Origin of the sequence: Arthrobacter sp. KBS0703 (assembly GCF_002008315.2) — a bacterium.
Classification (GTDB): domain Bacteria; phylum Actinomycetota; class Actinomycetes; order Actinomycetales; family Micrococcaceae; genus Arthrobacter.
In genome coordinates, this window is record NZ_MVDG02000001.1 from 61,853 (window position 1) to 75,002 (window position 13,150).

Sequence of the window (13,150 nt, forward strand, 5' to 3'; positions counted from 1 at the left end):
ACGTGAACAGCCCCTTCGCCGAAGCCATCCTGAACGGATCACTCCTGCTTGCCATCCCGGTGGCGCTGCTGGCAGGCTTCGTTTCCTTCCTTTCGCCCTGCGTGCTGCCGCTCGTGCCCGGATACCTGGGCTATGTCACCGGGCTGACCGGTGTGGACCTGCAGAAGCAAAAGCGCGGCCGCATGCTTGCCGGGATCGGTTTGTTCGTGCTCGGGTTCTCCGTCATTTTCGTGCTGCTCGGCGGGGCCTTCGGCCAGCTGGGAACGCTGATCACCGGCTCGCAGAATGCCTGGATCACGCAGCTCCTCGGGGTCCTGGTGATCATCATGGGCGTGGTGTTCATGGGCGGCTTTAGCTGGCTGCAGCGCGACGCCAAGATCCATGCCAAACCGCCGGCAGGCCTTTGGGGCGCGCCGCTGCTCGGGATCACCTTCGGCCTCGGATGGGCACCCTGCATCGGCCCCACCTATTCGGCCGTGCAGCTCCTGAGCCTCTCCGGCGGCTCTTCGGCCGCGAAGGGCGCCTTCCTGGCATTCGTCTATAGCCTTGGCCTAGGCATTCCGTTCCTCCTGATCGCCCTCGCGGTGCGCCGCGGCGCCGGGGTCCTGTCCTTCTTCCGCACCCACCGGGTGGCCATCCAGCGGACGGGCGGCGGCGTCCTGATTGCCCTGGGCGTCCTGATGGCCACGGGTGTCTGGGGAGCCTGGGTCACGCAGTTGCAGTACTGGTTCCAAAACGATGTGAAATTGCCGATCTGATGAGCGAGCGTGTGAAGCCAACTAAGAATTCCCCCGGAGCGGCCAGCCCCAAGGCTGCGCCCGAAGATCCCCGCAAGGACCTCGTCGCGGCCAAGGCCGACGCGGCGCTCCCGGCGCTGGGGATCATCGGCATGCTCCGCTGGGCGTGGACCCAACTGACCAGCATGCGCACAGCACTCTTCCTCCTCCTGCTGCTCGCCGTGGCCGCGGTGCCGGGATCGCTGTTTCCGCAGCGCCCGGCAAACCCGTCGATAGTCACGCAGTACATCAAGGACCACCCGGACTACGGCAAGATCCTCGATTCGGTGCAGCTCTACGACGTCTACTCCTCGGCCTGGTTCTCGGCCATCTACATCCTGCTGTTCATTTCGCTGATCGGCTGCGTCGTTCCCCGTGCCATCGCGCACTACCGGGCCATGCGCTCCCAGCCGCCGCGCACCCCAAAACGCCTCTCCCGCCTGCCGGAGTACGGCACCCTGGTGCTGCCGGCGGAAGCCGGCGTCCCGGCGTCGGACGCTATTGAAGACGCAGCCGCGCTGCTCAGGAAACGCGGTTACCGCGTTGACGTACGGCACGACGACGGCGCGCGGCCGTCTTTGGGGGCGGAGCGCGGCTTCCTCAAGGAAGTGGGCAACCTTGTCTTCCACACGTCGCTGATCGGCGTGCTCGTGTCCGTGGCTGTTGGCGGGCTGTTCGGCTACAGCGGGCAGCGGATCCTCGTGGAGGGCGACACGTTCGTGAACACGCTGGTGGGCTACGACCAGTTCACGCCGGGCACCAACTTCCAGAGCAGCCAGCTGCAGCCGTACTCCATCCAGCTGGACAAGTTCCAGGCAACGTTTGACAGAGAGTCCAAGGGCAAGTTCGGCCAGCCCATCGACTTCACGGCGGACGTCACCACCAAGGAGAACCCGGGCGCGCCGGCCAAGAAGGAAGTCCTCAAGGTCAACGATCCCGTCACCCTGGGCGGGACCAGCATCTACCTGACCGGCAACGGCTACGCCCCGGTGGTGACGGTCCGGGACGGCAAAGGCAACATCGCCATGCAGGGCCCCGTGGTGGCGAAGCTCCAGGGCGAAAACTACTACTCGTCCGTGGTGATCAAGGTTCCGGATGCCAAGCCGGACCAGCTCGGGTTTGCCGGGTTCTTCCTGCCCACGGCATTCGTGACGGACAAGGGCATTTCCTTCAGCGGGGACCCCGACCTCATCAACCCGCAGCTGAGCCTGAACTCGTACTACGGTGATCTGGGCCTGGACAAGGGTTCACCGCAGAACGTGTTCGAGCTCGACGTCAAGGACCTAAAGCCGCTCAACAGCCGGGACCTCAAGGCCGGCGGCATCACCCTGGGCCCGGGCAACACGTACACGCTGCCTGACGGCAAGGGCTCCATCACCTTCGACGGCGTGAAGAAGTACGTCGGCGTCGACATCCACCACAATCCGGGCCAGCTCTCCGCCCTGATCTTCGCGCTGCTGGCCGTGGCGGGGCTCGTCGTCTCGCTCTACGTCAACCGGCGGCGCGTCTGGGTCCGCACCGGGACGCACGAGGACGGCCGCACCATGGTGGAATACGGCCTCCTGGCCCGCGGCGAGGACCACAGGCTGGCCGGCGAAGCGGTTGCGCTCCGCGGGCTGCTGGCAGAGGCGTGGGGCCTGGACTCCCAGAAACCTCCCAGCGAACTGGCGGATAATGGCCCGGCGTGCACCGGGCCGATGGATGCCTCGGCCGACGGCGCCGACGCCTCCGCGGCAATGACCTCAGAAGACTTCATCCAGTCAACAGCAGGCTCGAACGAGTCAAAGAAGGACCAGTAATGTTCCCCATCAACGAAACCATGGGCCAGTACAGTGAGCTCTTCATGCTGCTGGCCGCCGGCACGTACACGGTGGCGTTCATAGCCTTCGCGTGGGACCTGGCCAAGAGCAGCAGGGCACTCCGCGCTGTGGACCTCAAAGCGGCCACAGCCGACGCAGCAGCGGCAGACGCCGGCGCAAAGGTCCCCGTGGCCGCTGGCTCCGTCAGCAGTGCTGCCGGGGATGCCGACCGTGTTGCGGGGCACCTGGCCGGGCCTGCCGGCCGAGCCGAGCGGCCGTCGTCGTCCGTTTCTGCGGGAGGGAACGGCAGCGGAGCGGGACGGACCGCCAATGCCAGCATGAAGTACGACGCCGAGCGCCGCGTTCCCGCCCGCGTTGCCGTCGCGCTGACGGTTCTGGGTGCTTCGATCCACGCTGCCGGTGTGCTGACGCGTGCCGTCGGCGCAGGCCGTGTGCCGTGGGGCAACATGTACGAGTTCCTGACCACCGGCGCCTTCGTGGCTGTGGCCGTGTTCCTGGTGGTGCTGATCCGCCGCGACCTCCGCTTCCTCGGCACCTTCGTGGTGGGCCTGGTGATCATCATGCTGGTTGCTGCCTCAGTGGCCTACTGGACCCCGGTGGGCCACCTCGTGCCGGCGCTGCAAAGCTACTGGCTGGTCATCCACGTTTCCATCGCGGTGCTCTCCTCGGCCCTGTTCACCCTGACGTTCGCCATGTCCGCACTGCAACTCGTGCAGTCACACCGGCAGAAGATCATCGCGGCCGGCGGCCAGGACAAGCTGGGCTTCATGCGCCTGGTGCCGTCCGCCCTGAGCCTGGAGAACCTCTCCTACCGGATCAACGCCATCGCCTTCATCGGCTGGACGTTCACCCTCATGTTCGGTGCCATCTGGGCCGAGAAGGCGTGGGGCCGCTTCTGGGGCTGGGACACCAAGGAAGTATGGACGTTCGTGATCTGGGTGGTCTACGCCGGCTACCTGCACGCCCGGGCCACCCGCGGCTGGACGGGCACCCGCGCGGCCTGGCTGTCGATCGTGGGCTACCTGTGCGTGGTCTTCAACTTCACCATCGTGAACCAGTTCTTCAACGGCCTGCACTCCTACTCGGGGCTGTAAGGCGGGGCTGTAGCTTCGGGGTTCCGCCGAGGCAGCCGACGGGGCCCCTCCCATTCACCGATTCGCCAAAAATGGCCGCTCAGCACGTACGCTGGGCGGCCATTTTTGGCGAATCGGCGAGGCTTAGCGCCCGGGCTTCCAGCCGCGGCTAACCAGTGCCGCGCGCACCCTAGTTGTACTCAGCCAGTAGGTTGGTTGCACCTGCTGATGGGTGGCTTGCCTCCGAGGCTGCCGTGGGGCCGGTGGTTGTTGTAGAAGTTTAGCCATGGCTGCAGGGCGTCGGTGCGCGCCTGGTTGGACGTGAATGGTTGCCGGTAGGCCCAGCCTTCCTGCAGGGTGCGGTGCGGTTGAAGCGTTCTGCTTTGCCGTTTTGCCAGGGATGCCGGGGTTTGATCAGGATGTGTTTAGCGCCCAGCGCAGTTAGGGCGTCCTGGAAATCGCGGGAGAGCCGGTAGGCGAATGCGTTGTCGGTCATGACCCGTTTGACCGGCGCTCCGTTGGCGGCCATGGCGGCCGCAGCTCTGGTGAGGAATCCGGCGCAGGTCGGGCCCTTCTCGTCGGGAAGGACCTCGGCGTAGGCGAAGCGGGTGTAGTCATCGACGGCCACGTGGACGTAGTCGAAACCCAGCTTCTGGTGTGATCTGCGGTGGTTAGCCGGGCCCTGGGAAGGGTCGGCCCGCCAGCCTCCGCCCTCGGGGATCCGCCCGAGTTTCTTGACGTCGACGTGGATCATGTCCCCCGGGCCGTCGCGTTCATAGCGGCGGCCAGTGGCACGGGAAGCGCGGATCCGGGCCCCGGTCACCGGGTCCAGGTCCCACAGCCGCGGCATGCCGGCACGGGCCAGAATCCGAGAGACCGTCCGGGCGCTGACCCCGCAACGCAATGCCAGATTGGCCGGCCCCTCGCGGTGCTCTACGCGTTTTGTCAGGACCTCGGCAACGACTTTCCCCGGAGTGGCGTGCGGGCATGACTTTGGTCTGGAGCTGCGGTCCTGCAGCCCTTCCCAGCCGTGGGCCCGGTAGCGGCTAATCCAGCGGTGGGCGCAGGTCCGCGAGATGCCCAGTTCTTTGGCCACATGGGCAATCGGACGGCCGTTCAGGACGCGTTCGACAAGGATCCGTCTACCGGTCGGGGTCAGGCGGGCATTACGGTGGATCATGAAGACCTCTTAGTCGTTGGCTGTGTGTGGTAACCACCAACCTAAGAGGTCTTCACCTATTCACGATGTAACCAACGTCCTGACTCAGTACACCTGATATGTAGGTATTTCTTGTCAAGGGGGCAAGGGTGAGCGGTCCGAGACTGGGTGTCTTGGACCGCTCCTTTTGTGTTCCGTTCCTTGGGCCCGTCCGGGGCTGGCTGGCGCGTCGTGATCGACGGGCGCTGTCAGACTGATATGCGCGGGTTGGTTACCGCAGGACGAGGTGTTCGGCTGGAGGGGTGCCGCTGGTCTAGCAATGTCGGGCGTCACCGGAACTACCCGGTTGTCCATAGGTGTTTCGCGGGTCTCCTCCACGCTGCCAAGCCATCAGGACAGGGCCGGGAACGGCACACGTCTATTCATCCGTCCACGGCTGCTCCTGTTGGACCGCGGCGGCGAGGGACCAGCACCAGCCGGCCAATTCGCGGGCGACGGCGACATTGGCGATGACCCGGCGTTTGTGCCGGGCTTCGAACTGCTCCCACTTGTGGTGCAACCGGTGGTTCCCCTGGTGTCCGCGGACCCGGGAGGCCTCGTCGGCTGCATCCCAGCGGGAACGCATGTCGCGGCTGGCATTGTTGTAGGGGCGCCGGTGGTGCCACGCGGCCTCGACCAGCAGGCGTCGGGCGTGGGTGTTTCCGGTTTTGGTGATGGCTCCCTGGGACCGGGACGCACCGGAGGTATGTTCGGAGGGGACAAGACCCAGATACGCGCCGATCGTGGAGCCGGTGAAGCGGGTCCAGTCGCCGATCTCCACCGCCAGGCCGAAGGCGGTGAGCACCGAGATGCCGCGCAGACACATCAGCGCCCGCACGACCGGGGCATACGGCTCGGTCGCCGCCATCGCCGTGATCTTCGCATCCAAACGGTTGCGGCGGTCCAGCGTCAGCTCTGCCATTTCCAGGCCGGCCTCGTACGCAGCCTCCAGGGCAGGATCGTCGAAACGCTGCCGGTGCAGCCAGGTGTGGTGGGCGTCGGTCCAGGCATGGCCGCCGGAGTAGACCAGACCGTGGCGCAGCAGGAGCTTCGAGATCCGGTGCCTTGCCCGCATCAGATCCGAACGGACGTCCTCGCGGGCACGTACCAGATCACGGGCCGCCTCCTGAGCCGGACCCGGGACCCGCACCGGGGTAATTTGCCCGAGCAGCGCCAACCGGGCCAGATGCTCTGCATCGCGGGCATCGGTCTTCACCCGGTCCCCGGACGGCCGCTGGAGCTTGGACGGCGCCGCGACCAGGCATTCGACCCCTGCGGCTGCCAGCAACCGGGCCAGGCCGAATCCCGTTGGGCCTGCCTCATAGACAACGCGGACCGGACCCGGCAATCCAGAAATCCACTCGGCGATCCCGGCATCGTTCGCGGCGAGGCTCTGACGCAGGATCTCGCCGGTCTCACGATCGATCGCGCAGCCCTTCACACTGCGCGCATGGACATCCAAACCCACGTAGGTACGCTTATTCATGGCTGGAACCTCCCGACGTTCAAATGTGGCTCTACCAGTCCACACCCCCGCCTCTTGGTGGCGGAACAGACCGTGGCCCGGCAACCCACGAACCTCTTTGAACCCGAGGTTCCAGTCCTACATCAGGGACCGGCCCGCCACACTTCATATCGTCTAGTCACGGCGGAGGGCTCCATGCCGGGCCCGAACGGGTCCAGATCCCACTGGGTCAGGACCACCACGTGCCAGCCGAGCCCGCGCGCGTTCTCGTCACGGAAAATGTCGCTCCGCCGCTGGGTGGGGGAGGCATGGTGGCCGCCGTCGTACTGGATGGCGATCTTGAACTTTTCGTAGGACATGTCCGGGTCCTGGATCCAGCCGCCGGTTTCATCCAGGAGCGGCAGGTTGATGGCTGGTTCGGGGAGTCCGGACCGAACCAGCAGGAGGCGCAGTTCAGTTTCCTTGGGCGAATCGGTGTCCGCCCGGATCAGCGCACGGGCCTTCACGGCCTTGCGGTAGCCGGGCCGGCCTGCCTTCGTGGCGAGGTAGGCGTCCAGGGCAGCCAGCGTGGACAGCGGGTTCCGGCGCCTGAACAGGAAGTCGCCGGCGATGACGAGGTCCTGCAGGTCCAGCACACCGGCCAGATCAAACCAGGTCCGCAGCGGGGACGTGCAGGCCACGAGACGGCCTTCGACGATTTCCTCCGGCATGAGGACTGCCTGGTGGCCGCGCACGTCCTTGCGCCGCACCGCCCTGGCGCCCGGCCTGCACGTGAGATGCACGACCACGTGGGTGTCGAAGCAACGGGGCAACGGAAATCCCCACAGCGCAGCGGCCGTGAGGTGGCTGGCGACCGCTCCGGTAGCCAAAGCCAGGGATCTGGCCCGGACCAGCAGGGTGAGGTCGGCCGACGCCGGAATCCGCACGCCGTGGCAGGGGCTGGCCAGGTCCCGGGCCCTCGAACGCCGGCGGGTCAGTCCGGCAGCCTTGGCCTGCTTTATGGTGAACGGCTGCCCCGACAGCGGGGGAGGAAGCGGGCGGGGGCGCGGCATAGAAGCATTCTGATCCCGGAACGAGGTCGCAGCGCGTTGTCCACAGATATGGTCCCGTGTGGAGGACCAGTCGGGCCTCGGGCTGGGGCTCCCCGGTTCCGCCATTCGCCAAAAAGGGCCGCCCGGCGGGGTGCCAGGCGGCCATATTTGGAGAATCGCGGGCCCGCCGGTTGCCGGCACAAGCTCGGGCCGGACCGGACTACTTGATCTCGGGATTGCCCTCGGCGCTGGCATCTCCCGCGGCGCCAGGCGTGCCCGAGCTCCCCGTGCTGGGGCTGCCGCTGCCGTGCGGACCGGCGCCGGGCTTGGGTTTCTTCGACTCGAGGTCGTCCTTCAGCTTCCTGAGGCGCTCGGCTTCGGCCTGGTTGCGGCGGCGCTGCTCCAGGTTGCGGAGGAAATCGGGGTCGTCGTCGGGCGCTGTTGGGTGGCGGTACGTCTGAGGTACCGGAGCCGAATAGCGGGGGCGTCCGATCAGGAACCACAGGGCGGCGCCGATGATCGGCAGGAAGACAACGATGATGATCCAGGTTGTTTTGGAGAATCCCCGGGTGAGGTGCGAATCAGTCCGGATCACGTCCACAAGTCCGTAGACGTATATGGCAAGAACGGCGACTGCAATGGCAACACGGAGCATGCAATCAGTCTAGCCGCCGGACGCCCTTGCGGAGATTACAGTATGCCCACAGAACCCGCCACCAAAAGGCCGGTGAATTCTTGTCGCGGATCCCGGCCACAAGGGGCAGGAAACCACGCCAGCCAGGCGATCCGGGGCGGATGCAAAGCCGGCCTCCGGTGGGAGGCTACGTTCAGGGCGGGCGGCTAAACTTGGATGGTGGCATTCTTGAAATACTCCCTGATCCGGCTCGCCCTCTTCGCTCCGCTGTTTGCGCTGTTCGTCTTCCTGCAGCTGGGATGGCTGCTTGCCGTCGTCTGCGCCGGGCTGATTTCCTTCGCCCTCAGCTACCTCTTTTTCCAGAAGCAGCGCGATGCCGCTACGGCCTCCCTGCACGCCCGGTTCTCGGGCCGGGCCAAGCCCCTGCGCTCCGCCGGTGAAGTGGACGACGCCGACGCCGAGGACCGCCTGGTCGATTCCAACCCGGACATCACGGTCCGCAACGACCTCCGGAACAAGGAAGCCTAGGAAGCAACCCGCTCCCGCGCTGAGCACCCCGCTCCCGTGCCAAACCGCTAGGCCCGGGGGCCGCCCGGAGCCGCCAGGCTCCCAGGCCTCGTGGGCCGCGTCAGGCTCCTAGGCTCTCAGGCCCCGTGGCTCAGCACGAGTCCCAGCGAGAACAGCACCGCGTAGCCGAGGTTGATGAGGCCGGTCTGCTTCAGGACCGGGATGAGGCTCTTGCGCTTCCGGCCGTTGATCATGAGCCACGCGGGCATCAGGCAGGCCGGGATGAGCAGCAGCACGATCAGCATCCAGGGCCGGATGGGCGCGAGGATCACCACCAGCAGGATGGCGACGGCGAGCATCAGCACGTAGCTTTCACGGGCGTGCTTGTCGCCCAGCCGCACGGCGAGGGTGCGTTTCCCCGCCTGGATGTCGGACGGGATGTCGCGGACGTTGTTGGCCATCAGCAGGGCGCAGGCTATGAGCCCGGTGCCGATCGCGCCCACAACGGCCGGCAGGCTGATTTGGCCCGCCTGCGTGTACGTGGTGCCCAGTGTGGCCACCAGGCCGAAGAAGACGAAAACGAACACGTCGCCCAGGCCCATGTACCCGTAAGGGTTTTTGCCCCCGGTGTAGCCCCACGCGGCCATCACGCAGCCGAGGCCCACGAGGAGCAGCCACCACGTCTGCGTGAGGATGATGAGGACCAGCCCGAACAGCATGGCCACCCCGAACGCACCGAACGCGGCGTACTTGACGTGCTCCGGGGCCGCGGCGCCGGATCCCACGAGCCGTAGCGGCCCCACCCGGTTCTCGTCCGTTCCGCGGATCCCGTCCGAGTAGTCGTTGGCGTAGTTGACGCCCACCTGCAGCAGGAGTGCCACCAGCGCCGCCAGGATGGCGTTGAGCGGGCGGAAAGCGCCCAGCTCGTATGCCGCCGCCGTGCCGATCAGGACAGGGGCGATCGCGGCCGGCAGGGTGCGGAGCCGGGCGCCTTGGATCCATTGTGCGGCTGTGGCCACGGTGAGTACCTCGTGTTGGTTCGGTGGACGTTCGGTGGAACGTTTTGTGATGAGTTCGGTGGGACATTGCCCGTGCCGCATCATCGCGGCGTGCCGGGAACTAGTCTATTTTCCCTGATGGAGGGCGTTGAGCCGTTCAATCATCGCGAGCCTGTCGGGTTTCCCGTTCGGCAGCATGATCAGTTCGCCGGCCGGGAGGACCGTCTTCGGGGCCAGCAGTCCCAGCGTACGGTGCCATTGCTCGGCCCAGGCCTCCCCGTCGGCCTCGGAAGGGGTGGGGCCTGCCACGGCCACATAGGCTGCCACGGCCTGGCCCCACATCGCGGACTCGACGCCGGCCACGAACGCCGCGGTCACGCCGTCGGACTTTTCCAGCTCGGCCTGCACATGCGCGGCGGAGACTTTGACGCCGCCGGTGATGATGACGTCATCCGCGCGGCCCAGGACGGTGAGGCGGCCGTCGGAGTCCAGCACGCCGAGGTCGTTGGTGCGGTACCAGCGCATGCCGTCGTCCTCGGCGAATGCCTCCCGGGTCAGGCCCGGAGCGTCCAGGTAACCGGCGGCCAGCGTGGCTCCGCCCAGGTGGATGCGTCCATCCTCGGACAACCGGACGGCCACGCCCTCGAGCGGAAACCCGTCGTAGACGCAGCCGCCGCAGGTCTCCGCCGCGCCGTAGGTGGTGGTCACGCGGATGCCGGCGTCCCGGGCGGACTCAAGGAGCTCTGCGGATGCCGGCCCGCCGCCAAGCAGGATCCCGTTGAAGCGCCGCAGTACAGCCAGCGTGTCCGTGGAGGGCTCCTCCAGCAGACGCTGCAGCTGCGCGGGAACCAGGGACGTGAAACGGATCTTGTCCGTCAGCTCCAGGGCGGCGGCAGTGAAGCCGTCCGTGGTGAACCCGTTGGACAGGTCCATGGCCCAGGGCCGCGTGCCGGCGAAGAGCGACCGCACCAGCACCTGCACGCCGGCCACATACTGCACCGGCAGCGCCAGGAGCCACTGGCCCTCACCCTTGAGCGCGAACGCCGTGGCCATGGACGACGCCGCGAGGGCATCCACCGTCAGGACAGTCGCCTTCGGCGTGCCGGTGGACCCGGAGGTGCGGACCACTACGGCGGCGTCGTCGATCCCGGGGGTCTCGACAAGCCGGACCACGGGCTCGCCGTTGGGGCCGTCGGAAAGCTCGACGGCGGGCCCCTCACCGTGGAGGGCGGCGGCCAGCGCCTTGAGAGCGGGTTCGATGTTCACTTCGCCTGCCTTGGAAACGTGGGCCTGGGAATCATGGGGCTGCCTTTGGCTAGTGGTGCTTTAGAAGTAGTGCGGGAACCTGGACCAGTCCGGATCGCGCTTCTCGAGGAAGGCCTCCTTGCCCTCCACGGCCTCATCGGTCATGTAGGCCAGGCGGGTGGCTTCGCCGGCGAAAACCTGCTGGCCGGCCAGGCCGTCGTCGGCGAGGTTGAAGGCGAACTTCAGCATCCGGATGGCCTGCGGGGACTGCCGGGCGACGTCCGCGGCGTATTCCAGCGCCACTTCCTCGAGCCGTTCGTGGTCCACGGCCTCGTTGACGGCGCCCATCCGGACCATGTCGTCGGCCGAGTATTCGCGGGCCAGGAAGAAGATCTCCCGGGCGGCCTTCTGGCCGATCTGGCGGGCCAGCAGCGCCGAGCCGTAGCCGGCGTCGAAACTTCCCACGGTGGCGTCGGTCTGCTTGAACTTGCCGTGCTGGCGGGATGCGATGGTGAGGTCCGAGACAACATGGAGGGAATGGCCTCCGCCGGCTGCCCAGCCGTTCACGACGGCGATGACCACCTTGGGCATGGTCCGCATGAGCCGCTGGACCTCTAGGATGTGGAGCCGGCCGGCCCGGGCGGGATCGATGGTTTCCTGGGTTTCGCCGTCTGCGTAGCGGTACCCGTCCCGGCCGCGGATCCGCTGGTCCCCGCCGGAGCAGAAGGAGTGCCCTCCGTCCTTGGGCGAGGGACCGTTGCCGGTGAGCAGGACCGTGGCGACATCAGGGGTCATCCGGGCGTGGTCCATGGCGCGGTAGAGCTCGTCAACCGTGCCGGGGCGGAAGGCGTTGCGGACCTCGGGGCGGTTGAAGGCGATCCGGACCGTGGGCAGGTCCCGCACCACCGCGCCGTCTGCGGAGCGCTCCACCTGCCGGTGGTACGTCATGTCCTGGAAGTCGTCGAAGCCGGACACGGTGCGCCAGCGCGACGGGTCGAACACATCGGATACCTTGGCGGGGATTTCGTTGCTCACCGTCCAAGTCTAGTAATCGGGTCAGCTGATGCAGAACTCGTTGCCCTCGGGGTCCGCCATGGTGTGCCAGGAATGCGGGCCCTGGTTGGCGGTCCAGAGGAATGTCGCGCCGCGCGCCTCCAGTTGCTTGCGTGCCACATCCTTGTCCTTGCCCTCAAGGCGGACGTCCCAGTGGACGCGGTTCTTCACGGTCTTTTCTTCCTGCGATATCTGGAACAGCATGCGCCGCGCAGGCTGCTTGGCTTCGATCTCCTCACCCGGGCGGATCGCCGCGCCGTCCCGCCACACCAGCTTGCCGCTGTGGGTCAGCGTGTCAGCGTCCGTGGCGAAGCCCTGCTCAATCATGGAGCGGATGAAGCCTTCGTCCTGCGGCTCCACGGCCCAGCCCAGCGTTTCGGCCCACCAGTCGGCGAGATCGTGTGGATTCTTACAGTCGACGGTGATCTGAATGTTGAGTCCCATGGGACAAAACTACGACGCCGGCGGTCGCCGTGAACAGGGCAGCGGCGGTCGCGTGCCGGGGCACTACCCCTGCACGTGCTGCAGCTGGTCGAGCAGTTCCGGCGGGATCGAGTAGAGGAAGATGGCGGCCAGCAGGTTCTTGGCCGCGTGGACGAAGTAGGAGAACATCAGGTTCCGGCCGGTCCACACGTACACGAACACCAGGGTTGCGCCCATGGCCAGGTAGGGCATGAGTGCGGCAAGGGTGAGGGCTTCCTGGCCCACGATGTGCAGGGCGGCGAAGAGCACCACGGACAGGGCGCAGCAGATCCAGATATTGAGGCGCCTGCTGAGTTTGCCGATCAGCAGGTGCCGGAAGATGTACTCCTCCACGAACGGTCCCACCACAACGACGAGCGGCACCATGAGCCACGCGGGCACCTGCCGCATGAGCACCTGCAGCCCGGCCTGGTTGGCGGACGTCTCCGTGGTGCCGCCCACCAGCACCAGCACGGCGGTGAAAATCATCATGGCGAGGACCGATGCCGGCACCATTGCTGCGGTGAACCACGGCCTGGTGGCCAGCACCCTGAGGTCGCGCGCCACCACCTGGCGGGCGGCGAACAGTGCCAGGATGCCAAGGCACCCGTAGAACAGGAGGTTTACTCCATATGACGCGACGGCGGGGGTCGGGGCAAGCTGCCGGAGCAGCGGAAGGAGGAGGTCCCCGGCCACGGCGAAGAACACGGCGAGAGTCACGTAGAGGCCCACCGTGGTGAAGTCCAGCGGCGAAAACCGGTAGAAGTCCGCGCGCGGCGGGGGAACGGTGCGTCGGATGGTCGCCATCCTTCAAGCGTAGTCCGGACGGGTGGCGTGGAGTTCGACGGCGGGACCCGCGTTGCAGGGGCCCGGTCGCCACCGTAGAAT

At 66.8% G+C, this 13,150-nt stretch carries 12 protein-coding genes and 1 pseudogene; 4 read left to right on the forward strand and 9 right to left on the reverse strand.

Annotated features, from left to right (window positions below; all coding sequences use genetic code 11):
* The first annotated feature begins 2 nt into the window (after nt 1-2).
* From B1A87_RS00295 to ccsB, 3 genes are read left to right on the forward strand one after another with little or no spacing between them, the layout of a single operon-like run.
* Nucleotides 3-758: a cytochrome c biogenesis CcdA family protein gene (locus tag B1A87_RS00295; protein WP_078030233.1), complete on the forward strand. Its 756-nt coding sequence runs from the start codon at nt 3-5 to the stop codon at nt 756-758.
* Nucleotides 758-2,575: a cytochrome c biogenesis protein ResB gene (locus B1A87_RS00300; RefSeq protein WP_078030234.1), complete on the forward strand. Its 1,818-nt coding sequence runs from the start codon at nt 758-760 to the stop codon at nt 2,573-2,575. Before B1A87_RS00295 ends, B1A87_RS00300 begins: the two co-directional genes overlap by 1 nt.
* Nucleotides 2,575-3,690 carry a c-type cytochrome biogenesis protein CcsB gene (gene ccsB, locus B1A87_RS00305; RefSeq protein WP_078030235.1) on the forward strand — a complete coding sequence of 372 codons (1,116 nt, stop codon included), beginning with the start codon at nt 2,575-2,577 and terminating at the stop codon, nt 3,688-3,690. Before B1A87_RS00300 ends, ccsB begins: the two co-directional genes overlap by 1 nt.
* 179 nt (nt 3,691-3,869) lie before the next feature.
* Here the strand turns inward: ccsB and B1A87_RS00310 are convergent.
* From B1A87_RS00310 to B1A87_RS00325, 4 genes and pseudogenes are all read right to left on the reverse strand, one after another.
* Nucleotides 3,870-4,849 (reverse strand): annotated as a pseudogene (locus B1A87_RS00310) (IS481 family transposase).
* A 397-nt stretch (nt 4,850-5,246) separates the two neighbouring features.
* A complete protein-coding gene (locus B1A87_RS00315; protein ID WP_144275667.1) occupies nt 5,247-6,353 on the reverse strand; it encodes an IS110 family transposase in 1,107 nt (368 codons plus the stop codon).
* 122 nt (nt 6,354-6,475) lie between these two features.
* Nucleotides 6,476-7,384 carry a hypothetical protein gene (locus B1A87_RS00320; protein ID WP_078027590.1) on the reverse strand — a complete coding sequence of 303 codons (909 nt, stop codon included), beginning with the start codon at nt 7,382-7,384 and terminating at the stop codon, nt 6,476-6,478.
* Between the two features lie 199 nt (nt 7,385-7,583).
* On the reverse strand, nt 7,584-8,018 hold the full coding sequence (locus B1A87_RS00325; protein ID WP_078027589.1) for a PLD nuclease N-terminal domain-containing protein: 435 nt from the start codon (nt 8,016-8,018) through the stop codon (nt 7,584-7,586).
* Between the two features lie 195 nt (nt 8,019-8,213).
* Here B1A87_RS00325 and B1A87_RS00330 point away from each other — a divergent pair, with 195 nt between their 5' ends.
* The gene (locus B1A87_RS00330) at nt 8,214-8,525 is read left to right on the forward strand and encodes a DUF4229 domain-containing protein (protein ID WP_078027588.1); all 312 of its coding nucleotides are present in this window, start codon (nt 8,214-8,216) and stop codon (nt 8,523-8,525) included.
* A gap of 116 nt (nt 8,526-8,641) precedes the next feature.
* Here the strand turns inward: B1A87_RS00330 and B1A87_RS00335 are convergent, their stop codons facing one another.
* The 5 genes from B1A87_RS00335 to B1A87_RS00355 form a co-directional block, all read right to left on the reverse strand.
* Nucleotides 8,642-9,523 (reverse strand): 1,4-dihydroxy-2-naphthoate polyprenyltransferase, encoded by an 882-nt coding sequence (locus tag B1A87_RS00335; RefSeq protein ID WP_078027598.1) that lies wholly within the window; start codon nt 9,521-9,523, stop codon nt 8,642-8,644.
* A gap of 105 nt (nt 9,524-9,628) precedes the next feature.
* Nucleotides 9,629-10,768 (reverse strand): AMP-binding protein, encoded by a 1,140-nt coding sequence (locus tag B1A87_RS00340; RefSeq protein WP_078027587.1) that lies wholly within the window; start codon nt 10,766-10,768, stop codon nt 9,629-9,631.
* A 60-nt stretch (nt 10,769-10,828) separates the two neighbouring features.
* Nucleotides 10,829-11,782, reverse strand: coding sequence for a 1,4-dihydroxy-2-naphthoyl-CoA synthase (locus B1A87_RS00345; RefSeq protein WP_078027586.1), 954 nt, complete (start codon nt 11,780-11,782; stop codon nt 10,829-10,831).
* Nucleotides 11,783-11,803: 21 nt separating this feature from the next.
* Nucleotides 11,804-12,244 (reverse strand): VOC family protein, encoded by a 441-nt coding sequence (locus B1A87_RS00350; RefSeq protein WP_078027585.1) that lies wholly within the window; start codon nt 12,242-12,244, stop codon nt 11,804-11,806.
* 63 nt (nt 12,245-12,307) lie between these two features.
* Nucleotides 12,308-13,069 carry a CPBP family intramembrane glutamic endopeptidase gene (locus B1A87_RS00355; RefSeq protein WP_078027584.1) on the reverse strand — a complete coding sequence of 254 codons (762 nt, stop codon included), beginning with the start codon at nt 13,067-13,069 and terminating at the stop codon, nt 12,308-12,310.
* Nucleotides 13,070-13,150: the final 81 nt, after the last annotated feature.